The 22842-nt window shown below is 64.9% G+C and carries 23 protein-coding genes; 12 read left to right on the top strand and 11 right to left on the bottom strand.

What is annotated here, in order from left to right:
• Position 1: 1 nt before the first annotated feature.
• Together H7J86_RS28960 and H7J86_RS28965 are read right to left on the bottom strand one after the other, a co-directional pair.
• Positions 2–301 carry a thiamine-binding protein gene (locus H7J86_RS28960; RefSeq protein ID WP_187095590.1) on the bottom strand — a complete coding sequence of 100 codons (300 nt, stop codon included), beginning with the start codon at positions 299–301 and terminating at the stop codon, positions 2–4.
• Positions 302–307: 6 nt separating this feature from the next.
• Complete coding sequence (locus tag H7J86_RS28965) at positions 308–697, bottom strand: PPOX class F420-dependent oxidoreductase (RefSeq protein ID WP_090357436.1); 390 nt, start codon at positions 695–697, stop codon at positions 308–310.
• Positions 698–872: 175 nt separating this feature from the next.
• Between H7J86_RS28965 and H7J86_RS28970 the strand changes: the two genes are divergently transcribed.
• From H7J86_RS28970 to H7J86_RS28980, 3 genes are all read left to right on the top strand, one after another.
• A complete protein-coding gene (locus H7J86_RS28970) occupies positions 873–1247 on the top strand; it encodes a hypothetical protein (RefSeq protein WP_267295142.1) in 375 nt (124 codons plus the stop codon).
• 14 nt (positions 1248–1261) lie between these two features.
• On the top strand, positions 1262–2239 hold the full coding sequence (gene pip, locus H7J86_RS28975) for a prolyl aminopeptidase (protein WP_090357440.1): 978 nt from the start codon (positions 1262–1264) through the stop codon (positions 2237–2239).
• 121 nt (positions 2240–2360) lie between these two features.
• Positions 2361–3368 (top strand): serine hydrolase domain-containing protein, encoded by a 1008-nt coding sequence (locus tag H7J86_RS28980; protein WP_267295144.1) that lies wholly within the window; start codon positions 2361–2363, stop codon positions 3366–3368.
• A 23-nt stretch (positions 3369–3391) separates the two neighbouring features.
• Here the strand turns inward: H7J86_RS28980 and H7J86_RS28985 are convergent, their stop codons facing one another.
• The gene (locus tag H7J86_RS28985; protein ID WP_267295146.1) at positions 3392–4012 is read right to left on the bottom strand and encodes a carbonic anhydrase; all 621 of its coding nucleotides are present in this window, start codon (positions 4010–4012) and stop codon (positions 3392–3394) included.
• A gap of 230 nt (positions 4013–4242) precedes the next feature.
• Between H7J86_RS28985 and H7J86_RS28990 the strand changes: the two genes are divergently transcribed.
• Positions 4243–4725, top strand: coding sequence for a flavodoxin domain-containing protein (locus tag H7J86_RS28990; protein ID WP_267295148.1), 483 nt, complete (start codon positions 4243–4245; stop codon positions 4723–4725).
• A 339-nt stretch (positions 4726–5064) separates the two neighbouring features.
• Positions 5065–5382, top strand: coding sequence for an NIPSNAP family protein (locus tag H7J86_RS28995; RefSeq protein WP_187095585.1), 318 nt, complete (start codon positions 5065–5067; stop codon positions 5380–5382).
• A gap of 58 nt (positions 5383–5440) precedes the next feature.
• Here the strand turns inward: H7J86_RS28995 and H7J86_RS29000 are convergent, their stop codons facing one another.
• Together H7J86_RS29000 and H7J86_RS29005 are read right to left on the bottom strand one after the other, a co-directional pair.
• The gene (locus H7J86_RS29000) at positions 5441–6472 is read right to left on the bottom strand and encodes a phosphotriesterase family protein (protein ID WP_267295150.1); all 1032 of its coding nucleotides are present in this window, start codon (positions 6470–6472) and stop codon (positions 5441–5443) included.
• 35 nt (positions 6473–6507) lie between these two features.
• Positions 6508–8205 carry a GMC family oxidoreductase gene (locus H7J86_RS29005; protein ID WP_443677666.1) on the bottom strand — a complete coding sequence of 566 codons (1698 nt, stop codon included), beginning with the start codon at positions 8203–8205 and terminating at the stop codon, positions 6508–6510.
• A gap of 127 nt (positions 8206–8332) precedes the next feature.
• On the opposite strand from H7J86_RS29005, the gene H7J86_RS29010 reads away from it, so the two are divergent.
• Together H7J86_RS29010 and H7J86_RS29015 are read left to right on the top strand one after the other, a co-directional pair.
• Positions 8333–8737: a nuclear transport factor 2 family protein gene (locus tag H7J86_RS29010; protein WP_267295154.1), complete on the top strand. Its 405-nt coding sequence runs from the start codon at positions 8333–8335 to the stop codon at positions 8735–8737.
• Positions 8738–8758: 21 nt separating this feature from the next.
• Entirely contained in the window at positions 8759–9451 is a 693-nt protein-coding gene (locus tag H7J86_RS29015; protein ID WP_267295156.1) for a helix-turn-helix transcriptional regulator, read from the top strand.
• Positions 9452–9487: 36 nt separating this feature from the next.
• On the opposite strand, the gene H7J86_RS29020 is transcribed toward H7J86_RS29015, so the two are convergent.
• Positions 9488–10333 carry an alpha/beta hydrolase gene (locus H7J86_RS29020; RefSeq protein ID WP_267295159.1) on the bottom strand — a complete coding sequence of 282 codons (846 nt, stop codon included), beginning with the start codon at positions 10331–10333 and terminating at the stop codon, positions 9488–9490.
• Positions 10334–10436: 103 nt separating this feature from the next.
• On the opposite strand from H7J86_RS29020, the gene H7J86_RS29025 reads away from it, so the two are divergent.
• On the top strand, positions 10437–11021 hold the full coding sequence (locus H7J86_RS29025) for a TetR/AcrR family transcriptional regulator (protein WP_187095579.1): 585 nt from the start codon (positions 10437–10439) through the stop codon (positions 11019–11021).
• Positions 11022–11105: 84 nt separating this feature from the next.
• On the opposite strand, the gene H7J86_RS29030 is transcribed toward H7J86_RS29025, so the two are convergent.
• From H7J86_RS29030 to H7J86_RS29045, 4 genes are all read right to left on the bottom strand, one after another.
• The gene (locus tag H7J86_RS29030; protein ID WP_267295161.1) at positions 11106–11675 is read right to left on the bottom strand and encodes a sigma-70 family RNA polymerase sigma factor; all 570 of its coding nucleotides are present in this window, start codon (positions 11673–11675) and stop codon (positions 11106–11108) included.
• A 385-nt stretch (positions 11676–12060) separates the two neighbouring features.
• A complete protein-coding gene (locus H7J86_RS29035) occupies positions 12061–12456 on the bottom strand; it encodes a hypothetical protein (RefSeq protein ID WP_139169949.1) in 396 nt (131 codons plus the stop codon).
• Positions 12457–12681: 225 nt separating this feature from the next.
• Positions 12682–14277 (bottom strand): AMP-binding protein, encoded by a 1596-nt coding sequence (locus H7J86_RS29040; protein WP_308204882.1) that lies wholly within the window; start codon positions 14275–14277, stop codon positions 12682–12684.
• A gap of 221 nt (positions 14278–14498) precedes the next feature.
• Entirely contained in the window at positions 14499–14996 is a 498-nt protein-coding gene (locus H7J86_RS29045) for an Lrp/AsnC family transcriptional regulator (protein WP_090357466.1), read from the bottom strand.
• A gap of 252 nt (positions 14997–15248) precedes the next feature.
• Between H7J86_RS29045 and H7J86_RS29050 the strand changes: the two genes are divergently transcribed.
• From H7J86_RS29050 to H7J86_RS29060, 3 genes are read left to right on the top strand one after another with little or no spacing between them, the layout of a single operon-like run.
• Complete coding sequence (locus H7J86_RS29050; RefSeq protein ID WP_267295163.1) at positions 15249–17588, top strand: thiamine pyrophosphate-binding protein; 2340 nt, start codon at positions 15249–15251, stop codon at positions 17586–17588.
• A 1-nt stretch (position 17589) separates the two neighbouring features.
• Positions 17590–18744 carry a 2-oxo acid dehydrogenase subunit E2 gene (locus H7J86_RS29055; protein ID WP_267295165.1) on the top strand — a complete coding sequence of 385 codons (1155 nt, stop codon included), beginning with the start codon at positions 17590–17592 and terminating at the stop codon, positions 18742–18744.
• 11 nt (positions 18745–18755) lie between these two features.
• Entirely contained in the window at positions 18756–19910 is a 1155-nt protein-coding gene (locus H7J86_RS29060; protein WP_267295166.1) for an acyl-CoA dehydrogenase family protein, read from the top strand.
• A 6-nt stretch (positions 19911–19916) separates the two neighbouring features.
• Here H7J86_RS29060 and H7J86_RS29065 read toward each other — a convergent pair whose 3' ends face one another.
• Entirely contained in the window at positions 19917–20510 is a 594-nt protein-coding gene (locus H7J86_RS29065) for a TetR/AcrR family transcriptional regulator (RefSeq protein WP_267295168.1), read from the bottom strand.
• Between the two features lie 442 nt (positions 20511–20952).
• Between H7J86_RS29065 and H7J86_RS29070 the strand changes: the two genes are divergently transcribed.
• Positions 20953–22842 (top strand): AMP-dependent synthetase/ligase, encoded by a 1890-nt coding sequence (locus tag H7J86_RS29070; protein ID WP_267295170.1) that lies wholly within the window; start codon positions 20953–20955, stop codon positions 22840–22842.

Genomic DNA, 22842 nt, shown 5'->3' on the forward strand with positions numbered 1-22842 from the left:
CTCACTCGCGCAGCGCATCCTCGATGCGTTGTACCTTCGCGGTGAGCTGGCCCACGTGACCGGGCCGGATGTCCGCTTTCAACACCAGGCTCACCCGGGGGGAGGCCGCCGCGACGGCATCCACGGCTTGCTTGACCACCGCCATCACCTCGTCCCACTCACCTTCGAGGTTGGTGAACATGGCATTGGTCTCGTTGGGTAGGCCCGAGGCCCGGACCACCCTGACCGCTTCGGCGACGGCCGCGCCCACACTGCCGTCCTCATCGCCGCCCGCCGGGCTGACACTGAATGCCACCAGCATGGTCGTCTACTGCTTGCTGAAGGCGGTCGGGCGCACCACCAGGATCACGCGGTCGGCCTTGTCGGCGGGCGGTTCGGTCAGCGGCCCGTCATACCGGTCGTTGAGTTCGAGGTAGAAAGAACCGGTCGGGTCGGGCACGATCTCTTCGACGACGCCACGAACCTCGAGGTAACGGTAGGGGTTGTCGGGGTCGATGATCGACATCGCCACCGCGGGATTGGCGGTGATGTTGCGATATTTCTGCCGTTTGGTGGTGTGGGTGAAACGCAACAGTTCGCCGTCCCAGCTGAACCACATCGCGTTGACCTGGGGCGCGCCGTCGGGACGAACGGTGGCGAGGTGTCCGTACAGCGGGCGTTCCAGAAGTGACTCGTAACCCTCGGGAATGGCGACCATGGTGATCCTCTCGGTACGGCAGTGACGCTGTCTACGAAAACTACTGTGCAACAACAGTATTAATAGTACGGTGCGATCTCTGGTGGTGCGGCGGTGCAGAGTTGTCGATGGCTGGGACGGAATTGAGTTCAAGTCGCCGCCGAATCAGAGCCGGTGGAGATAATCTAGGCGGTGGATGACCGGACCAGAAAGCGGGTGTGCCATGTGCGCAGCGATCTCACCAAACCTTCGACGGCCTGCGGCGGCGGCGGCGGCCTTGTCGGTCGCCTTCGCCGTGATGGGCCTGCCGATCGCAGTCGCGCATGCCGACGATCTGACGTGTTCCAACGGTGAAGTGGCGATGGACGGCACCTGCGTTCCCCCGACCGACAACAGCTCTGCCGCGCTCGGGCTCCCGCAAGGCAACGTCGGTGACGTGGTTTCGTCACTGAACAATCCCAGTCTGTTCGATCCCCCGTACCAGCTGACCGAGGCCGAAGTCGCGTCACCCGGGTACAACGCTGGGGCCGGCCACGCCGGTGGCGGTGGTGGCGGCGGCCACGGGCGCTGAGCTCTGCTCCATTGATGGGGGATCAGGCATCCGACGCGGCGGTCCGTCAGGGGTGGCTCGATGTCGGCGACGGAAACCAGATCTTCTGGGAGGCTCGGGGAAACATACCTGGGCGTACGGTGCTGATCGTGCACGGCGGTCCGGGTGGCGGCAGGTCTCGCACCGCGCACAGATCGTTTGACCAGAACGCCTTTCAGATCGTGTCATTCGACCAACGTGGGTGCGGTGACAGCCTGCCCCACGCCGCCGATCCGGCCACCGATATCAGCGTCAACACCACCGATCATCTGCTGGCCGACATGGAGAAACTACGGGAACACCTCGGTGTGGATCGGTGGCTGCTCTACGGCGGATCGTGGGCTTCCACACTGATCCTGGCCTACGCCCAGCGCCACCCGCAGCGGGTGGCCGGCGTCATCCTCATCGGTGTCACCCTGACACGACCGAGTGAAATCGACTGGCTCTATGGCGGTCTGCGCCGATTTCTGCCACAGGAGTGGGAACGGTTCCGCGCCGTCGTCCCGGCGCATCTGCGCGACGAGAATCTGGTCGAAGGCTATCGCCAGCTGATGGAACACACCGACCCCGACGTGCGGCAGCACGCGGCATACGAATGGTGCGCCTGGGAGGACGCGGCGATCGCTCATGAGGTACGGGGCAGACCCGGGCAATACAGCGCGCAACCCGATGATGACAAGCTCGCCTTCGTACGGATCTGCACCCACTTCTTCGCCCACCATGGCTGGCTCGATGAGGGCCAGCTGCTGCGCGATGCCGGCAGGCTGGCCGGCATTCCCGGTGTCCTCATCCACGGGCGCCTCGACCTGTCCGCGCCGCTGCGCACCGCGTGGGAAGTCGCCCAAGCATGGCCGGAGGCAGAGCTGGTGGTGATCGAGGACTCCGGGCACACCGGCAGCCCCGCGATGAGAGAGGCGATCGAGCATGCGATCGCCGGGTTTGCCGACGGTGGGCGTTACGCGCATACGTGGTGAGCCGCCCGATGCACGGCCACACCACCTGCGCATCGACGACGAACGTTGTCATGCCAGTACCTTTGCACCGGACGGCTGATGTGGCGACGAGGCGGAAGTGAACAAACCTGGTGGACGTGAGATGAGCGCCTCAGCGTCGCGGGCACCAGGACTCGGGCCGGCCGATGGCGACCCCGATCTGATCGCGCGGGTCGAACCGCTCCTACGGGAAGCCGGCCTTCGTGATCGCGTCAGCGTCATCCATGTCAACGACCACCTGTCGACCGAGGCACATTTCGGCGCGGGCCCCAACACGGTCTACGAAATCGGATCTCTTGCGAAAACCATGACCTCGTTGCTCTTCGCCGAAGCCGTCGAATCCGGTGAGCTGACAGCCGAGAGCACCCTCGGAAACCTGCTCGATCTCAGCAGCAGTCACATCGCCGACGTGACACTCGAGGAACTGGCCAGTCACCGGTCAGGGCTGCCGCGGATCGCCGCGGGCCCGAGGGATCGGGTGGCCGCCCTTCTCGCCGTCCTGCGACACCGCAACCCGTACACCGCCGATGCCGCGACGCTGCTCGCACAAGCGCGCACGGCAAGAATCGCTGGGAGAGGCTCTTTTTCGTATTCCAACCTGGGTACCGCGCTACTGGGCGAGGCGCTCGCGGTCCGGGCCGGCACCGGGTACCCCGAATTGCTGGACCGTCAACTGTTCGGACGCCTCGGGATGAAGCAGTCGAGCACACCCCTGTCTGCTCGCGACCTGCCGCCTGGCGCACCGACGGGGTGGAGCGCCGGCGGCAAGAGTGAGCAGGCGTGGACGTTGAATGCGTACGCGCCCGCCGGGGGAGTGCGCTCAACCCCGGCCGATATGTGTCGGTACGCACAAGCCCTTCTCGACCGCAGGGTGCCGGGCCTCGACGCGCTCGAACCGCGTTGGGACGCGGATAACGGGAGCCGGGTGGGCTACGCGTGGTTCACCAATCGCATCGGCGGCGTGGACATCACCTGGCACAACGGCAGAACGGGTGGCTTCACGAGCATGCTGGCTCTCGATCGGTACCGCGCGGCGGCGGTGGTCATCCTGGCCAACACCGCTGTCGCCGTTGATGAGATCGCGATCCGCATCCTGCTCGACGCGATATGACGGGGGGCGGTGTACCCGCGACGTCAGTCTTCGCCGATGTCACCCAGGTGCGCTCGCAACACGATTCTTCCGTCAGCGAGATGGTAGGTGGCGGCGGCGATGGCCAGAGTCCCGGCCAAGATCCGCTGGGCGGTCACGACGGAGCGGATGCGCAGTTGGGTGGCGGTCTCGACGGCGTGCCGCGCACCCAGTGCGTCGACCTGCGTTACTCCAGAGTGATATCCCGGCAGGATGGAGGGGGTCACTCGGTCGACGATCTCGCGGACGTACCCGCTGGGCACCACGCCGTCCTCGATAGCCGAAAGGGCCGCCTTGACCGCGCCGCAGTTGTCATGACCGAGTACGACGATCAGCGGAACATCGAGCACGGTGATGGCGTATTCGATGGAGCCAAGCACCGCGGCGTCGATGACATGGCCGGCGGTACGCACCACGAACATGTCGCCCAGACCCTGGTCGAGAATGATCTCGGCGGCCACGCGGCTGTCGGCACAGCCGAATAGCACCACATGGGGCTTCTGCGCGTGGGTCAACCGTGCGCGATCGTCGCTGCTCTGGCCGGGGTGTGCCGCCTTGCCGAGGACGAACCGTTCGTTACCCGCCCGAAGGGCTGCCCAGGTGGTGGCGGGAGATGGGGGCGGCACGATTCACATTCTGCCGTACGCCGCGTTCGAGAAGATGCCCCGACAGCTCGGCACGCACTGCGCCGCATATGCGGAGTGCCACCGGGAACAGTCCCACACGTCCAGTAGTGACCAAATGCCCTTCGGCCATGGTGCTTTCCGCCCTTTCGGTACGCCCGGTCCTCGGCGCACCATCGGCATATCCCACGCCGGCACGGTGTCGACGTGGCAACGTACGGAGGGGGCGGCTGATGAAATCGCTGGTCATCTGCGTTTCGGTCTCGAACGGCAGCACTCGGCGGGTAGCAGACCGAATGGCCGAGGTACTCGGGGCCGAAGTCCTTGAGCCCGAAGCGGTTGACGTCGATACCCTTCGAGACTACGACCTCGTCGGGTTCGGGTCCGGCATCTACTTCATGGCGGTGCATCCCAGGCTGTGGAGGTTGATCCGACGGTTGCCGCGCGGCAACGGCACCCACGCATTCACGTTCTTCACCAGCGGTGGACCTGAACTGCCGCTCCTGGGCTACCGCCGAGCGGTGCATCGTCGGCTCACCGCGAAGGGTTTTGAGGTGCTTGATTCGTTCTCGTGCCGCGGTCTGGACACGGTCGGCCCGCTGCGGTGGGTAGGCGGTGTCAACAAGGGCCGGCCCGACGACGCCGACCTCGACCGGGCAGCGGCCTTCGCGACGCAGCTGCGTGAGCGGGTGGCGCAGTCGCCGAGGGCGCGGTGACCGGGCTCTCAGCCGCCACGCTGAACGCTTACGCGGTTCAGGGTCAGGAATTTTCGCGGAGGCTGTTCGCGTCGTTCATGCTCGGCATCGGCCTGGTCTGTACGGTGTGGCCGGCGGGCGCGTTCGCAAACCCTTCGTGTACGAATGTGAGTTCAACGACGACCATGTGTCAGAGTCCGGGAAATGTACAGATCGTCACGTCGCCCGGCACCGTGGCCACTCCCAGCCTGGGGTGGCCCTATTGGGGCGGAGGTCTTGTGATCGGCATCGGCGGCAGAAGGTAACCTGTGTACCGTTCTGGCAGTTCAGGCGAATTCAACTGAAGGGAAGTCGATTTCGATGTTCCAGCTCAGGATCTACACCCTGCGCTCGCCGGAAGCTCTGCAGCGGTACGCGACGGTACATTGGGCCCGGCACCTGGCGACCTTCCCGAAGTTCGGGATCGTCATCCACGGCGTGTGGACTGAGCCGGGCGACGATGCCAATCGTCTCGTCGCGCTGGTCCGATACCCACCGGGCGCCGACCCCGAAGTCCTCACCGGCCAGATCATGACCAGCCCGGAATTCGTCGCCGATATGGCCGGCTTCGACTTCGATGACATCGTCGAAGTCGAAGCGACGCTGCTCGATCCGACCTCGTTCTCGCCGCTCCGCTGACGCAAAACCTGGAATGGCTGTCGTCGACATATTCCTGTGGAATGGTTCACGAATTCAGCTAAGGCCGCGTGGCGGCTTGCAATAGACGGGCTGGGTTGCTGTGAAGCAAGGCGTCGAGGTCCGCTGGCGTCGCGCCGCGTTGCTGGAGGAGTTCGCTGAACACGGCTCCGATGTAGGTGTAGCCGTGCTGCCCATGGGTTTCGGGATTGAGGGCGACCTGCGCTCCGACGAGGTCGTGAGATAGCACGATCTGATCGCGGTAGCCTTCGCCGATGAGGGTGGTGAGCCAGTCTGCGCGGGTCTCGTCTGAGCGAAAGAGGCTGCGCTTGTTGGTTTCTCCGTTGCTTGGAGGGATTCGGTAGGGCGTACGAGCGTCCCAGAATTGCTTCCCGATGGAATCGAAGCCGATCGACACGCCCGTGTCGAGAACCCGTCGCAGGTAGTCGAGTTCGGTGTGGTTGTCCATGTGTCCGATGACGACGCGAGTGAGGTCTGTTCCCTCGCTCGCGATGATGTCGATTTGTTCGAGGGCCATGGTGCCGTGGGTGGTGTGGGTCGTCAAGGCGAGTCCGGTCGCTGCTGCGGCGCGGGCGGCTGCGCGCAGTCCTCGTTCGTCGTGGTCGGTGATGATGTTCTCGCTGGTGGGTTGTTCGCCGATGATGCCGGCGCGGACGCCGGTCTCGGCGATACCCGTGTGAGCGTCGTCGATGAACCGATCGGTGAGTTCGTCGAGACTTGCCTCAAGGACCCACTGCGGGCTGAACTCCTTGCGGTACGTTGCTGTTCCGGTGATGACGTTGAGCCCCGAGCGCTGGGCGATTTCCTTCAGAAGCCGCACGTTGTGGCCGCGCGCATCGCGGCCGGCGTCTCCGTAGGGACTCAAGTCGATGACGGTGGCGAATCCGAACGCGCGAAGTCCGCTGAGGGCGGTGACGGCCGCCTCGACTTGCTGGCGTTCGAACTCAGCAGGGTCGACCACACGTCCGCGGTGCCAGGGGCCGGTGAGCACCATGAGGAGGTGCTCGTGAAAAAGCACGCGCCCCAACGTTGATGGTTCGATCGTTCCTTCAACGGTCTGGATGCATGTCACAGGGTGACGGTACCGAACGTCCATGATGTCGCGACTCATCCCAGGATCGCCCGCGCTGCGCGCTCTGCAATCAGCATGACCGGCGCGTTGGTGTTCCCGGACGTGATGGTGGGCATCGCAGAAGCATCGACCACTCGCAGGCCGGCGATGCGGTAGACGCGACAGTCCGTGTCGAGCACCGTACCGGCCGACCGCGGCACACCGCGGGCGTCGAAAGCCCCCATCGTGCAGGTGCCCACCGGATGGAAGATCGTCGTACCGAGTTCGCCCGCCGCATGCTGCAGATCGTCGTCGCTCACCAGCTGGGGCCCGGGAAGCAACTCGTCCGGGCAGTAGCGGGCCAAAGCCGGTGCCGCCATGATCGTCCTGGTCATCCGCAGGCCGCGTACCGCAGCCAGCTGATCGGCTTCGGTGGACAGGTAATTGCAGGAGATCTTCGGGTAGGTCAGCGGATCGGCACTGGCGAGGCGTACGTGGCCACGCGAGCTGGGGCGCAGATTGCACACCGAGGGTGTGATCGCCGCGAAGGGGTGCAACGGTTCGCCGAACTTGGCCAACGACAACGGCTGCACATGCCACTCCAGATCGGGACTGGCCAGTGTGGGGTCACTCTTGGCGAATGCACCCAACGTAGAGGGCGGCATGGTCATGGGACCCGAACGCATCACCAGGTACTGAAGTCCCATGCCGGCCCGGGTGATCAAGTTGCGGTACAGGGTGTTGACGGTCCGGGCGCCCCTTACCTGGAAGACCGTTCGCAGCTGCAGGTGGTCCTGGAGGTTTTCACCCACGCCGGGCAGGTCGACGGCCACCGGTACCTGATGCTGGGTGAGTAGCCCGGCCGGCCCCACGCCCGAGGCCTGCATGAGATGCGGCGACCCGATCGCCCCGGCGCTCAGGATCACCTCCCGGCGGGCTTGGACGTCGATGATCTGGCCGTCTTTGAGCAGCCGCACACCGGTGGCGCGGTGCGCAGCGGTGGTCCAGGCGCCGCGACGCTGGTACTGGTGGACCTGGTCGTCCATCAGCAGCTTCACGGCCTGGGTCTGGGTGTAGATGGTGAGATTGGGTCGGTGGGCGACGGGGTGAAGGAAGGCATCGGCCATCGACCAGCGGCGGCCACGCCGTTGGTTGACGTGAAAGTAGGCGCTGCCGGCGTTGTCGCCGCGGTTGAATTCGTCGATGGGGGAGATGCCGACCTGGGCGGCGGCGGCCTGCCAGGCGTCTAGGATTTTCCAGCGCACCCGCGGCCGCTCGACGGGGATCTCGCCACCGGCGCCGTGCCATTCGTCGGCGCCGCCGAAGTAGTCCTCCAACTCTTTGTAGATCGCCAGAGTCTCGCCGGCGGCGTCCTGCCCACCCCAACGCCATCGCTCGTCACCGGTGGCCTGGGCCCATAGGTCGTAATCGCTGGCCTGTCCGCGCATGTGGATCATGGCGTTGATCGACGAGCTGCCACCGATCACCCGGCCCCGCGCGTAGTGAATGCTGCGGCCGGCCAGACCTGGGTCAGCCTCGGTCGTGAAGCACCAGTCGGTGCGGGGATTGGCAATGGTGTACAGGTAGCCCACCGGCACCTTGATCCAGAACCAGTCGTCTTGGCCGCCTGCCTCGATCAGGAGCACCCGGTGATCCGGGTTGGCGCTGAGTCGGTTGGCGAGCAGGCAGCCCGCGCTGCCGGCTCCCACGATGATGAAGTCGAACTCGGCATCGAAGTCGGGGGCGGGGCTCATTTCCGGCATCGGGAGAGACTAGAACTTCGTGGGCCCTGGTGGTCGCAAGACGCAACGCGTCGTGACCCTCGACAGAGCGCACGAACACCGACACACCGTTGTCGCGGCAACCTCAGATGCTGGTGTCATGAACAAGAGCACGAACATGTCGGAGACAAACTCGGTGGCTGCGGACGCGGCGCTCGCGGTGTGGTTGGAGATGTGGAACACGACCAGTGAGATCGCTCTTCGGATCTGCAGTGCGGATTTCCGGATTCATTTCCTGATCTCCGACAACGATGGGTCGAATCCGGGCGACGACGTGCTGGGCGCGCAGAGTTTCGCTCGATTCCTGGATCGGTACCGCGAGCAGCATCCGGACGTGGTGTTCACCGAGGCCGCGCGGGCCGTGGACGGTCCACACGGGCGGATGCTGTGGAACGTGCGAGACGGGGACCACGCTGCGGGCGGGATCGATGTCTTCGACTTCACCGAGGATGGGCTGATCCGCGAGGTGTGGTCGGTGACCGGGACGCGCGCGCACCTCACCTGAGACCGGGGGAGACTCACCTTCATGAGGAGAGCCGAGCGGTTGTACGCGCTGGTCGATCTGCTGCGGGGAGCACGCCGGCCGTGGTCGGCCGCTCGGCTCTCCGAGGAGTTCGAGGTGTCCAAGCGCACGATCGAGCGTGACATCCAGTCGCTACAACTCGCGGGGGTCCCGATCTACGCCGACTACGGGGTGGCAGGCGGGTATTCGATCCTGCGGGAACACTCCCTGCCGCCGCTGAATCTCTCGGTAGCGGAGTCGCTGGCGGTGCTCGCGGGGCTTGGTTTGCTGGAGAACTCGCCGTATGGTGCGGCGGCGCGTCGGGCGCGGGCCAAGATCCTCGCGATCAGCCGCGAGGATCAGCTCGCGCCAGTCGACGAGGCGTTGGCGTCGATGTTCGTCATCGACGCCCACCCGCCGTCCGAGGCGGCGATCCCTCTGATTCCCGAGGCGATCGCCGCGCGCCGGGTCATCCGGCTGGACTACACCTCGGAGGACGGCGAGACCCACACCACCCGTGACGTGGAGGCGATGGGTCTGCTGCGCGGGGGTGATTCGTGGATGTTCGTGGGATGGTGTCGGCTGCGCGAAGGCATTCGCGGATTTCACCTCGACCGCATCCGGCATCTGGAGATCACCAACGAGGTGTTTCCCGAACGCGATCCCGCGGTACTGGACGCGGATCTGTCGCGGTGGCGCACCCGGCGGCTGGGGTGACGGACCCGTGGCCGGCAAGGGCGGCGACGTTCGCGCTCAGAGCGGACGGCAAGTCCTGAGGTAGCTCAGGAACGAGGCCTGAAGGCCGGTGACATGCGTTTCGTGCAGGAGCTCGCTGGTGACCGGTTCGCCGCGTGAGGTGAGTCGGTGAAGGACGGTGGCCGTGTTCTGCGCGAGGCTCTGGTAGACCGCCAGGTCTCCGAGGAGCTCGCGGTCGTTGAAGGTCACGTGAAGCTTGGCGGCACGTCGGCCGTCGCCCAACTCGTGAAGTCGGGCGAAGATCAGACTGTCCTCGGCGATGACGCCGGGACTGCCCGCTCCGATGCTCTCGAAGAGGGTGGTGCCGGTGAGCCAGGTGTAGAGACTGAAAAGTCCGCCGTAGGAGTAGCCGAAAAGGCCGTGACCGCTGGCGGCCGTGCCGAAATCGTGTTCGATCCGCGGATGCAGTTCCGCGGTAAGAAAATTCAGGAACACGTCGGCGTGGGTATCACGCAACTCGGCGAGATAGGCGTCGGCCTCCTCGCGTGTCCGCGCGCCCATTCGTAGTCCCATTTCCACGGCGTCGACGAGTTCCTTGGCGATAGGCTCGCCGGGCGGCACGAAGTCTCTGTTGCGCAGCCGATCCCAGTCCTGCGCCCCTTCGCCCGCGTAGCCGACGCTGACTTGGATATAAGGCTGGATCCGTTGCATGGGGTCCATCTGGGTGACGATGAGTGGAGCTGTCAGGCCCACGGCGAAGTTGCCGTCGAGCACATATACGACGGGCGCTTGCGTCGTGGCGGGGTCATAGCCCGGTGGGGTGGTGATCCAGATGCCGTAGTCCTGCCCAGCGCTGGAACGCATCTCGAAATAGTCGGTGTCGGCGAGGCAGCCCTGCCACATGGAGCTCATCGAAGATCCTTCACAACTCGGCGGCCCGGCCGCACGGCGCCCTCAGCAGATTTTATCCATTGGAAAACTCTTATCCAATGGATAAACTGTTCGCGTGATCCTGTCAAGCGCGGAACGCAAAGGCGATGCCCGCGACCGCCTGCTGACTCGGCTTCTCGACGCCTTCGGGGACGGCCTTCCCTCGCCGGAGTTGTCGCTGCGCGAGGTCGCCACCCGGGCCGAGACCAGCCACGCCTTGCTGCGGTACCACTTCGGGTCACTCGCGGGCGTCCTGGCGGCCATGCTCACGGTGCAGCGGTCACGTGACAACGAGGCGCTGTTGAAGACCGCCCAGCGGGGCACCTTTGACGACTTCGTCATGGCGATCTGGCGGGCCTACAGCAGCCCAGCGCAACGGTCGCGTGTCCGCGGCTTCTTTCACGTCGTAGGACTGGCCGCGTACAGCCCAGGGGACTTTGGTGAGTTCATCGACTCGCTCGACGACCTGACGAGAGTGCTCGCCGCGCTGGCGGAAAGCGAAGGGCGCGAAGCGAAGGAAGCCCTGAGTATTTCCACCGTCGTCATCGCCGCGCTTCGTGGCTTGCTTCTGCAAGAAGTTCTGACTCCAGGAGTCCACTCGCAGGACGCGGTCGCGGCGATCCTGCGCATGATCAACATCTCCGGGGCGGTCGTGAAGTAGCCGAGCACCGTTCGTGTGCAGGGGGGGGGGGGGGGGGGGGGGCCCGGGGGGGGGGCGCAGTGAAGCATCCAGTGAAAGCCGCCTTCATGAGGCGGTGCCCGCGCCACCGCCGGTGGCCGCGATGGCCTCGGCCGAACGTAGGTAGCCGCAACGGTGGGCATAGTCGGTGAGCAGGCCACGCAGAGCGCGCCGGCCGCGGTGGATTCGCGACATCACCGTGCCCAGTGGCATCCCGGTCATCTCGGCAATCATCTTGTAGGGCAGGCCTTCCACGTCGGCAAGGTAGACGACGGTACGCTGCGCTTCGGCGATGTGATGCAGCGCGGCCGTGATCTGATCGTGAGGTAGATGCTCTAGTGCGGCGACCTCTGCCGAGGCCCATGCCGCCGTGCCGCCGCGCATGTCATGGGCCAGCTGAGCATCGGTGATGCAGCCGGTCAGGCTTTCTGCCGGACGGCAGTTGCGGGCACGGTAGGTGCTGATCCACGTGTTGGTTTGGATGCGATAGAGCCAGGCGCGGACGTTGCTGTCGGGGCGCAGCTGTCCAAAGCCGGCATACGCCCGCAGCAGGGTCTCCTGCGTCAAGTCCTCGGCATCGGCGTCGTTGCGCGTCAGCTGGCGTGCCTTTCGCAACAGGGCATGCGCGTACGGCATCACCTCACGTGTGAAGCACTCCGATGTGCTTGCAGCAGGGGGGTTCTCGGTAGCAACGGGGGTCGCCGCTGCCACGTCTATCGGGGGCATCGTCATTCCTTGCTCTGCTGCGCCATCGAGGGACGGTCGATGGGGTTCAATCAATCGAATGCGGACGCCGGCGGATACCTGCTCACCGTCGGCCCACCACATGAGTGTCTCAAACATGGGATGAATGCTGTGGGGTCCGTGGTGTGGCCTTGCTTACCTTCGGTACGACATCTGTACGCGAATTAATCTGTGCAGCATTGCCTTTGGTGAGGCAAGTCGAGGCTTTTCACTGCCGCCTCCGGGTTCGGCGTCCCGACGATGAACCCGGTGCCGCGCGGTACGCGGCGATCACCGACTACCGGTCGACGTGCCGCTCCGCGCGTGTACCAACCTGTGTCGTGCCGAGCTGTGGGCGTCGGCCGGGTCCCAACGGGGGTATGGTGCGCGCGGTTTCGCGGTGGATCACCCTCTGCAACAGCGCCTCGAGGGAACCGCGTTCGCGATCGTCGTGCAGCGCAGCCAACCATGTACGCAGATCGTCGATGACAACGTCGGACAACCGGAGGCGCTGCTCGATCAGCGCACGCAGAGACAGGGTGATCGCAGAACGGAAGTGCCGGCACCCCAGCGCCACGTAGATCGCGTGCCGGTCCATGTCAGGCAACGCGGCCGGCAGCAGGTCGGCCAGCCGCCAAGCCAGGTCATCGGCGGTTACCGTGGTGCCTCCGGTCGGATTGGTCCAGTTTGTCATCTCGAATCCTTCCCGGCGGTGCACCAGGCGACATGGTCTCAGCAGTGGAATGGCTCTAGCGCAACATCTTTCGCGCAATGAAGGCAACCTGACGTGCTGCTGCTGCGCAGAGTGCGCACGTGCCTCGGTGTCGAGAGTCGCGCCCTTCGCAGAATGTTCGCCATGCGGCGCCCTGATCCTGCCGCCACAGGTCGCGCGGGTCGGTCTCCCGGGCTCCTCACGACATCACTGAACGCGATTTTCCCGGCCTTGCCAGGCGCGTTCGCGTAAAAGGTACTTCTGAGTCTTGCCCGTGGATGTCTTCGGTAGGTCACCGAAAATGACGTGTTTGGGCGCCTTGAATCGCGCGATGGTCGAGCGCACGTGATCGATGATGTCGTCGGCAGTCGCGTCGCAGCCGGGCTTGAGTGCGACGTGGGCGGCCGGAACTTCACCCCACTGAGTGTCGGGTACGGCGATGACCGCAACCTCGAGAACGGCCGGGTGCTCCATGATCGCTTGCTCGATCTCTACCGAGGCGATGTTCTCTCCGCCCGAGATGATCACGTCTTTGCTGCGGTCGCGTAATTCGATGTAGCCGTCGGGATGGCGCACACCCAGGTCGCCGGTTCTGAACCAGCCGTCCGGTGCCGCCGACGCGGTGGCTTCCGGGTCATGGAGATACCCAAGCATCACGTTGTTGCCGCGCAGAGCGATCTCACCGGTGCTCATGCCGTCCGAAGGCACGTCGGCGCCGCTGTCGGCGAGTACGCGAATATCGCAGGAGATCATGTTCGCGACGCCCTGCCGGGCTTTCCTCTTCGCACGCGAATCAAGATCGAGTTCGTCCCACTCTGGACGCCAATCACAGATCGCGGCGGGCCCATAGGTTTCGGTCAATCCGTACAGATGGGTGACGTCGAATCCGAGTGCCGTCATGCGCCGCAGGATGGCCGGCGAGGGCGGTGCGCCGCCGGTGGCGACCCGCACAGGTGTGCCTTCGATGGTGTCCGCCTCATCTGCGTACGCGATCATCGACAGCACGGTCGGAGCGCCGTTGAGGTGCGTGACGCGCTGTGTGCGGATCAGTCGCCAGACCTCCGAGGGGTCGACTTTGCGCAAGCACACATGTGTGCCGGCCGCGGCTGTGACTGCCCACGGGAAACACCACCCGTTGCAGTGGAACATCGGAAGTGTCCAGAGGTAGACCGCCGATGGTGACAAGCCTGTGTGACCGACCATGGCCAGTGCCTGCAGATAGGCGCCGCGGTGAGAGTACATCACGCCCTTGGGTTTTCCCGTGGTCCCCGAGGTGTAATTGACGGACAGCAACCCCAGTTCGTCCTTCGGTGTGCGCCGTACCGGCGAGGCCGCCGTCAACATCTGCTCATAGTCGCCCTGCGGGTCATCGTCTGCCTGCACCAGGAGGGGCGGAGTGCTCATCTGTGTGCGCACGCGTTCGACGACCTCCGCATGATCCGCGTCGTAGATGAGTACGGAGGCCTCCGAATGGCTGAGCATGTAGGAAATCTCGGCTGCCGAGAGGCGTGTGTTGAGTGCGATCAACGGCGAGCCGGACCACGGGACGCCGAAATGGGATTCCAGCAGAACATGCGAGTTCGGAGCCATCACCGCTACGGGCCGGCCCGATGACACCTGTGCCAACGCCCCAGCGAGCTGCGCGGACCGTTGGTGCAGTTCTTGGTAGGTCCATTCGTTCTCACCGTCGACCACGGCCCGTCGGTCCCCATGACAGCTGGCCGCCCGCTCGAGGTAAGCCACGGGCGTCAACGGTTCGTAAGCCATCGACGTGCGTTGCGCTGATTGGCCGTTGGTATTCATCCCGGCGTCCCTCCTCGGGTCGATTGTGCTGGAACCGGCCAGCGGTGTGCCGGCTCGGTAAACTTCCATGACGTTGCGCCGCCTCGGACGAGGTACCGATCGTGTCGGGAGAGTGCCACCGAGTGAACACTGCGGTAGTCCGTCACACAACGCGTATCGGCGATATCGCGCATTCTGCCAATACAAGTGCGTGCCGGGACGTCCCTCCGTGGGCAGATCGATCAATCTCTGGGCTGGTGAATGAGGTCGTCGAGCAGCGGAGTGATCCGGTAATCGACCAGCTTGCGCATCACCAGCGATGTGGTTGTCTGCTCGACACCGTCGATATCCAGAATTTGTCCGGCTATCCGGTAGAGGTCGTCGGCTTCGCGCGCCACCACATGGATCATCAAGTCGGTGACTCCGCCCAATCCGTGGACTTCGATCACCTCGGGAATCTGCTGGAGAGAAGCGGCGATCTGTCCAAGTTTGCGCTGTGTCACTCGGGTCAGGATGAACGCGGTGATCGGGTATCCGATTGCGGCGGGATCGATCCGGCGTTCGAGTGATCGAAGCACGCCATGGCTTTCCAACTTGCTCAGGCGTGCCTGGACGGTATTGCGGGACAGTTTGGTGGCGTCGGCGAGCGCGATCACGGTGGCTCGCGGATCATCGCTGAGCGCCTTGATGATCCTGGCATCGATCGCGTCAACGCGCGGTTTGTTTGTCACGATGCCCATCCTGAGAAGATGCGAGTCGATCTAGATGAGCAGATTGCACACGAATGCGGATGCGTATTGCGCAGACATTGAGCCGGTGGTCCACTGAGCATGACTTTTTGCACGAGCGAACCGTACCTCGGCTGACGATGCGTCACCGCGATGTCGGGTCCCCTTATCGAGGGGCCCTGCACGAGGAGGGCCGCAGACTCATGATCTGAGTCCAGTGCAGAGGCGCCGCTTCCACACCTCGCTCACCGACAAGGATGCTCGATGCCTGGCCACGCCGCAGTGCGCGACACTGCCCACGAAATCGACACGACCACGACGCCGCTTCACGAGATCGAACAGCGGGTCCTGTGGTTGTCGACCGCGATTGTTCACCATGCCAATAGGATTCGACCGAACACCAGTGGCCTGAAGGTCGGCGGTCACCAGGCTTCCAGTGCCTCCATGGTGTCGATCATGACGTCCCTGTGGTTCGAGCAGTTGCAGCCCGGCGACCGGGTCTCGGTCAAGCCGCACGCTTCACCGGTCCTCCACGCCATCAACTACCTCATCGGTGAACTCGACGCGTCCTATCTGCCCAGGCTGCGCGAGTTCGGCGGGCTGCAGTCCTACCCGAGCCGCACCAAGGACCCCGATCCGGTCGACTACTCGACCGGATCAGTGGGAATCGGTGCCACTGCGCCGATCTGGGGCGCGATCGCGCGCCGATATGTCGACACTCAGATCAGCACCATCGGCAAGGGCAGGCAGTATTCGCTGGTCGGCGACGCAGAGTTGGATGAAGGCGCGGTATGGGAGGCGATCCTTGACCCTTCGGTTGCCGACTTGGGTGAGATCGTCTGGATCATCGACCTGAACAGGCAGTCGCTGGACCGGGTGGTGCCGAACATCGCCGCCGGGCGGTTGGAGGCCATGTTCACTGCGGCGGGCTGGCAGGTCATCATTGTCAAGTTCGGCGCCCTGTTGGAATCGCTGTTCGCCCGTCCGGGTGGTTCCGCCCTTCGCAACAGGATTCTCGATATGCCCAATCCGGAGTATCAACGCCTCTTGCGCTGCCCCGCAGAGGAACTCCGTCAACGACTACCCGGATCCGGCCCGGAGGCGTCGGCCATCGCCGCTCTGGTGGCCGAGTTGGAGGATGCGGAACTGCTCCAAGCGATCCGCAATCTCGGTGGCCACGATCTTTCTGCGCTGCGCGCGGCGTACGGGCAGATCGACGACGCGCGCCCGACGGTCATCATCGCCTACACGATCAAGGGCCGGGGGCTACCGACCCAGGGACATCCGCAGAATCACTCGTCGTTGCTCACCACGGAGCAGTACGAGCAGCTGGCTAGGGAACTCGGCATGAACGTCGACGATCCCTGGCCACGATTCGAGCCTGATACCGCGGCGGGCCGGCTCTGCGCGCAGACGGCGCAACGCCTCGAACGCGAACCCGTGCAGATGATGCCCCCTCCGCCGATACCGGCCGATCTCGGACGTACCCCTTCGGGTACGGCGACCACGCAAGCCGCGCTGGGCCGCGCGCTGCTCGATTTGAGCCGACAGGCGCCGGAGGCGGCCAAACGGGTGGTGACCGTCAGCCCCGACGTGAGCTCGACGACGAACCTGGCCGGTTGGCTGAACAAGGTCGGTGTCTGGTCCCCGAGCGAGCGCCGCAACTGGTTCGACGACGATCCGGAGACCATCATGCACTGGCGTGAACGGCCGAGCGGTCAACACATGGAACTTGGGATCGCCGAGACCAATCTGGTCGGGCTGATGGGGGAGCTCGGCGCGACCTGGAGTCGGTGGGGACAACCGCTGCTACCCATCGGCGTGCTGTACGACCCGTTCGTCGAGCGCGCGCTGGAACCGTGGTCGTACGGGATCTATGCCGGTGGACAGTCGATCCTGATCGGCACCCCGTCCGGTGTCACCTTGGCCGCGGAAGGCGGTGCCCACCAGTCCATCAAGACACCGTCGATCGGTCTGGAACAGCCGGGATGCGTCAGCTACGAACCGGCTTTCGCCATCGACGTCGAATGGACACTGCTGTCGTGCATCGGCCGTCTCGGCCGTCCCGACGGAACATCGGCCTACATCCGGTTGTCCACGCGACCGGTGGACCAGTTGCTGGCGGCAGTTCCGGAGGATGCTGCGGGACGGGAGCGCCGCCGCCGGCATGTCTTGGCCGGAGGATACGTGCTGCGCAGGGCCGCACACCCGTCGCTGACTCTGGTCGGGATGGGCGCCCTGATGACCGAGACCGTGGCCGCAGCAGACCAGCTCGCCCGCCACGGCGTCGACGCCGACGTCGTCTGTGTCACCAGTGCGGGACTGCTGTTCGAGGCATTGCAGGCCCGGCAGGGACGCGGCGACGGACCGACGTGGATTCTGGATCAGCTCTTCCCGGCGGGCCGCGCCGCGCCGATGGTGACCGTCCTCGACGGCCATCCGCACACCCTGGCCTTTCTCCCGGCAGTCAACGGTGTCCCGGGAATTCAGCTCGGTGTCAGCCGGTTCGGTCAGGTCGGCTCGTTGGAGGACGTGTACCGGTATCACGGCATCGACACCGACAGCATCGTCGGTGCGGCGCTCGATCTCGTCGGGACGGTGTGACATGACCACTGCCGAAAGTGAGATCTCGGTGACGCTGCCCAGTCTTGGCGAAGGTGTCACCGAGGCGACCATCACCCGGTGGCTCAAGACGGTGGGTGATCCGGTCGAACAAGACGAAGCGCTGCTCGAGGTGTCCACCGACAAGGTCGACACCGAGATTCCGGCTCCCGCAGCCGGCATCCTGGTGCAGATCACAGAACCTGAGGACGCCCTGGTGATGGTGGGTGCCGTCGTCGCGAGGCTCAGCATCGCTGCACCGGCGAGCAAAGCCCCGGACCTGCCGGAGCCACCACTACCGGAACCCGAACCCGCGCCGGCACCGCTCGCCATGGCCGCGGTCAACCCCACGTCCGAATGCGCGCCGCCGCCGGCTGCGCAGCCGGACCCTGATGCCGGAATCGACCGGGTGGAGAAGCTCCCGCGTATCCGTCGGACGATCGCGCGCCGGATGGTCGAATCTCTTCACACCGCAGCACAACTGACCACTGTCGTCGAAGCCGACTTCACGTCCGTCGCGACTCGGCGTGCGCAGATGAAACAGCAGTTTCAAGACCGAACCGGTTTCCGGCTGTCCTATCTGCCCTTCGTCGCGGTGGCCGCGGTCGATGCGTTGGCCGAGCATCCCATCATCAACGCGACGGTCGACAGCGACTGTTCTGAGGTGACCTACCACGGCTCAGTGCACCTGGGGGTGGCCGTGGACGGTCCGAAGGGCCTCATGGTGCCGGTGATCCGTGATGCGCAGCACCGAGATGTCGTGGCGATGGGTACGGCCATCGCATCGGCGGCCGCGGCCGTACGCGACGGCTCGATACGACCCGACGACCTGAGCGGTGGCACGTTCACAATCACCAATACCGGAAGTCGAGGGGCACTGTTCGACACTCCGATCATCAACCAGCCCCAATCCGCCATCCTGGGCATCGGTGCCGCGACGGAACGGCTTGTGCCCGAACGTGACACCGGTGGTTCGCTGCTCATCCGCACCCGGCCCATGGTGTACCTGTCGCTGACCTACGACCATCGGCTCATCGACGGTGCCGATGCGGCCCGCTACCTGACCTCGGTCCGGACCCGATTGGAGTCGTGGCCCAGGGGAGCGCCGGCCGACGCCGGCGTTTCCCCATCGGAAGCCAGCACAGCCACCCATCGCTAAGAGGAGAACCCATGGTGCAATCGTCGTTCGACCTCTTCTGTCTGCCGGAGGAACACCAGGAACTGCGTGCTGCAATCCGTGCGCTCGCCGAGAAGGAGATCGCGCCGCACGCAGCGGATGTCGACGAGAGCTCGCGATTCCCGCAAGAGGCGCTGGAGGCGCTGAACGCCTCGAGCTTCAACGCGGTCCACGTGCCCGAGCTGTACGGCGGTCAGGGCGCCGATTCGGTGGCCACCTGCATCGTGATCGAAGAGGTGGCCCGGGTCGACGCATCGGCGTCGCTGATCCCGGCCGTCAACAAGCTGGGCACCATGGGGTTGATCCTGCGCGGCTCGGAAGACCTCAAAAAGCGGGTGTTACCGGATCTTGTGGGTGGGCAGCTGGCCTCTTACGCGCTGTCCGAACGTGAGGCGGGCAGCGACGCAGCCGGCATGCGAACGCGCGCAAGAGCTGACGGCGAAGACTGGATTCTCGACGGCACCAAAGCGTGGATCACCAACGGCGGTAAATCAACCTGGTACACCGTGATGGCGGTGACCGACCCCGACAAGGGCGCCAACGGGATCTCGGCATTCGCGGTCCATATCGAGGATGAGGGCTTCACCGTCGGCGCCGCGGAACGCAAGCTCGGCATCAAGGGTTCGCCGACCGTCGAGTTGTACTTCGAGCACTGCCGGATTCCGGGGGACCGGATCATCGGCGAGCCGGGCTCCGGTTTCAAGACGGCGTTGGCGACGTTGGACCACACCCGTCCGACCATCGGAGCACAAGCGGTCGGTATCGCTCAAGGTGCCCTGGATGCGGCGATCGGATACACAAGGGGCCGCAGACAGTTCGGGCGGGCGATCAGTGATTTTCAAGGCGTGCAGTTCATGCTCGCTGACATGGCGATGAAGGTCGAGGCAGCACGGTTGATGGTGTACAACGCCGCAGCCCGCGCCGAGCGGGGCGAGGGTGACCTCGGCTTCATCTCGGCGGCATCGAAGTGCTTTGCCTCCGACATCGCGATGGAGGTCACCACCGATGCGGTCCAACTGTTCGGCGGTGCCGGTTACACGGTCGACTTTCCGGTCGAGCGAATGATGCGTGATGCCAAGATCACGCAGATCTACGAGGGAACGAATCAGATCCAGCGGGTGGTGATGAGCCGGGCCCTCCTGAAGTAGCCCGGATCAGACGTGTGGCCGGGAAGAGGCCGTCAGCGCGTGATAGGCGGCGGTGGACATGGTGGTGACGATCGTCTCGTGGTCGAGTCCCTTGTGCAGCGTTGCGGCGGCGTTGAGCATCGAGAAAACGGTCTGGGTCAGCAGGCGCACGGCAGGATCCGATAGATCGGGGCGGAGGATCGACACGACCGAGATCCATTCTTCGGCATAGAGATTCATCGCACGTCGAATCCGTCGTCGGTCGGCTTCGGGAAATGCATGCTCGTTCTTGAGAAAGATCAGAGGAGTCGGCGGTCCTTCCACGACACTTCGAATATGGAAGTCGACCATGGCCGTCAGCGCTGCGTGCGGATCATCCTGCTCCTCGGCGACCTTGCGGGCGAACTCGTGCAGTGAGCCGATCGGATTCTCCACGACGGCGATCAGCAGGGCCTGCTTGTTCTGGAAGTGACGGTAGAGACCTGGTGCGGAGATGCCTGCTTTCGCACACACCATTCCGACGGTCACGGAATCGTAGGGATGCTCCATGAAGAGGTCCGCGGCGACCTTCAACAAGAGCTCGCGCCGAGAACCTCTGGCGGATGGGCGGTCTTCAGTCATGCCCGTCACGATATCCCGCTCGCCCGCACCGTTCGGCGGTGTGCGGGTCGGTGCCACTCGGACGAGCGGATGACCCATGTGTAGTTATCGATCATTAACATCAGGCCATTGTCGGCCATTGTCGGCCACGGGCGGCGCGGGGTTCGGCTCGCGCCGGCTGTCCCCACCGTAAAAATAGGTGATGACGTGGATATCTACCCGGGCTTGGGCAGGGGGATCGGACCGCGGTCGGGTGACCGTTGACAAGATGTACGAGACACGATTAGGTTAATATCTGTTCACACAATGATCGCTCCAGCGGTTCGGGGTGCCATGGTCGACGCGGTGGGGTCTCTGCCGGTCTTCGCCGCTGCCCGCCTCGGCGCTGGGACGAGTCCGAGGCTTGCGCCGCAAACTGTCGAAACCTCAATGAGGTACTGAGCTGATGGGTGAGAATTCCGCTATGACGCCGTTGGGTGCCGGTAAAAGTGGCAGTGGGCCGGTGCTTTCGGCCCTGACGGCCTTCGAGGCCGTCGATCGGACATTTCCACAGATGCTCTGCGACCGGGAGCGGTCCGAGCCGGATACCGTCGCATTCCAGAGCTGGTCTGCCGGCGCGATACGCCCGACATCCTGGCGTGCCTATCTCGATGAAGTCCGCGCGATTGCGCTCGCCCTGCACCGATCGGGCATCGCGGCGGGTGACCGCGTGGCGATCCTGGCCGGGCCCCGCCCCGAATGGGTGGTCGCGGCGCTGGCGATTCTGAGCGTCGGAGGCATCCCGGTGGGTGTTCACCAGACCAGTTCCCGCCCAGAGGTTCGACACGTGTTGGAAAACAGCGGGGCCACTGCGATTTTCGTCGAAACCGCGGACGATGCGGACAAGGTGACCGCGCTGAGCGCTGACCTCGATCGGCTGCGGATCGCCGTCGGGCTCGATATCCGCCCGTCGGGTCTGGCCGGCGGTGTCGAGGTTCAGACCTGGCAGCAAATGTGTGCCGACGGCCGCCGGCTGGCTGCCGCAGACCCTGCGCTTTTCGAGAAGCTGGTCGAGGCGGGTGATGTCGATCAACCGGCGGGCCTGTTCTACACCTCGGGCTCCACGGGTGCGCCCAAGGGGGTGACGCACACCCACCGGACGATCCAGTATTCCGTCCTCGGTTTCGCGATGTCCTATCCCGAACTCGGGCGCACACGTCACGATCTCGTCGGCTTCCTCGGCCTGTCGCACGTCGCCCCGGCTCTCATCGCGGTGTACGCACCGATCATGACCCGACTGGTCATCACCCACTGCAGCATCGAGGAGCGACTCGCGGCGCTGATCGGAGTCCGACCCACCGCGGTGCTGTGGCCCCCGCGGATGCACGAGAAGCTGGCCGCCGAGGCTCTGCAGGCACTGGCCGGATCGGGCAGGGTGTTCCGATTCCGCTACCGCCTGGCGATGACGGTGGCCCGGCGGGTCAGTGCGCGGCGCTGGCAGCAACGCGTACTGCCCGGGTACTTGCGTGCCGCCGACTCGGTAGCCCGCAAGTTGGTGTTCGTCCCGCTGCTCGCCAAGGTGGGTATGGATCGCATCCAGGTGACCTGGACGGCATCGGGAAGCATGACCCCCGCTGTGGCCGCGCTCTGGCACATGTGGGGCCTTGACCTCCGAGAGCTGTTCGGCACCACCGAAACCTGCGGAACGGTACTGGCACAATGGGACCGGTCCTTTCCGGCACCCGGCACCATCGGCAAGTGTCTGCCGGACCCGCGCTGGCAGCTGCGGGTTTCCGCGGAAGGGGAATTGCAGTTACGCAGTCCCTCGCTGTTCGTCGGCTACTGGGGGAATCCCGAGGCCTCCGCGGCGGCGATGTCGGACGGCTGGTACCGCACCGGGGATCTGGTGGAGCTCGCACCCGACGGCGAAGTGAAGATCATCGGCCGGTTGAAGGATGTCCTGAAAACCAGCGGCGGCAAGATGGTGAACCCGCAACCGATCGAACTGCGTCTCAAGGCCAGCCCGCTCATCGACGAGGCCATCGTCGTGGGCGACGGACGAAAGTACCTCTCGGTGTTGTTGAGCATGAGCCAAGAGGCCGAGAAGCTGACGGCGCGGGACCGCGACGACGCGGTGAGCGCGTGGCTCGACGAGGTGAACGCCGAGTTCGCACGCCCCTATCAGCTGAAGAAGTACCGGGTTCTTCCGCGGGAGCTGTCGGTGGCAGCCGGCGAACTCACGGCCAAAGGCACCATTCGGCGGGCCGCCATCTTGGCAGCGTTCGGCGATCTCGTCGAGGAGATGTATGACGCCGGAGATCTCGACGCCATCGCGCGCGAGGCGCGTTATGTAGGGCCGAACCGGAGGCGGTAG

It is taken from the genome of Mycobacterium hackensackense (genome assembly GCF_025822555.1).
Lineage (GTDB): Bacteria > Actinomycetota > Actinomycetes > Mycobacteriales > Mycobacteriaceae > Mycobacterium > Mycobacterium fluoranthenivorans.

Coding starts and splice junctions, on each gene's coding strand:
- H7J86_RS28960 (WP_187095590.1), bottom strand. CDS start 301: ATGCTGGTGGCATTCAGTGTCAGCCCGGCGGGCGGCGATGAGGACGGC.
- H7J86_RS28965 (WP_090357436.1), bottom strand. CDS start 697: ATGGTCGCCATTCCCGAGGGTTACGAGTCACTTCTGGAACGCCCGCTG.
- H7J86_RS28970 (WP_267295142.1), top strand. CDS start 873: ATGACCGGACCAGAAAGCGGGTGTGCCATGTGCGCAGCGATCTCACCA.
- pip (WP_090357440.1), top strand. CDS start 1,262: ATGGGGGATCAGGCATCCGACGCGGCGGTCCGTCAGGGGTGGCTCGAT.
- H7J86_RS28980 (WP_267295144.1), top strand. CDS start 2,361: ATGAGCGCCTCAGCGTCGCGGGCACCAGGACTCGGGCCGGCCGATGGC.
- H7J86_RS28990 (WP_267295148.1), top strand. CDS start 4,243: ATGAAATCGCTGGTCATCTGCGTTTCGGTCTCGAACGGCAGCACTCGG.
- H7J86_RS28995 (WP_187095585.1), top strand. CDS start 5,065: ATGTTCCAGCTCAGGATCTACACCCTGCGCTCGCCGGAAGCTCTGCAG.
- H7J86_RS29005 (WP_443677666.1), bottom strand. CDS start 8,205: ATGAGCCCCGCCCCCGACTTCGATGCCGAGTTCGACTTCATCATCGTG.
- H7J86_RS29010 (WP_267295154.1), top strand. CDS start 8,333: ATGAACAAGAGCACGAACATGTCGGAGACAAACTCGGTGGCTGCGGAC.
- H7J86_RS29015 (WP_267295156.1), top strand. CDS start 8,759: ATGAGGAGAGCCGAGCGGTTGTACGCGCTGGTCGATCTGCTGCGGGGA.
- H7J86_RS29020 (WP_267295159.1), bottom strand. CDS start 10,333: ATGTGGCAGGGCTGCCTCGCCGACACCGACTATTTCGAGATGCGTTCC.
- H7J86_RS29030 (WP_267295161.1), bottom strand. CDS start 11,675: ATGCCGTACGCGCATGCCCTGTTGCGAAAGGCACGCCAGCTGACGCGC.
- H7J86_RS29035 (WP_139169949.1), bottom strand. CDS start 12,456: ATGACAAACTGGACCAATCCGACCGGAGGCACCACGGTAACCGCCGAT.
- H7J86_RS29040 (WP_308204882.1), bottom strand. CDS start 14,277: ATGAATACCAACGGCCAATCAGCGCAACGCACGTCGATGGCTTACGAA.
- H7J86_RS29045 (WP_090357466.1), bottom strand. CDS start 14,996: ATGGGCATCGTGACAAACAAACCGCGCGTTGACGCGATCGATGCCAGG.
- H7J86_RS29050 (WP_267295163.1), top strand. CDS start 15,249: ATGCCTGGCCACGCCGCAGTGCGCGACACTGCCCACGAAATCGACACG.
- H7J86_RS29055 (WP_267295165.1), top strand. CDS start 17,590: ATGACCACTGCCGAAAGTGAGATCTCGGTGACGCTGCCCAGTCTTGGC.
- H7J86_RS29060 (WP_267295166.1), top strand. CDS start 18,756: ATGGTGCAATCGTCGTTCGACCTCTTCTGTCTGCCGGAGGAACACCAG.
- H7J86_RS29065 (WP_267295168.1), bottom strand. CDS start 20,510: ATGACTGAAGACCGCCCATCCGCCAGAGGTTCTCGGCGCGAGCTCTTG.
- H7J86_RS29070 (WP_267295170.1), top strand. CDS start 20,953: ATGACGCCGTTGGGTGCCGGTAAAAGTGGCAGTGGGCCGGTGCTTTCG.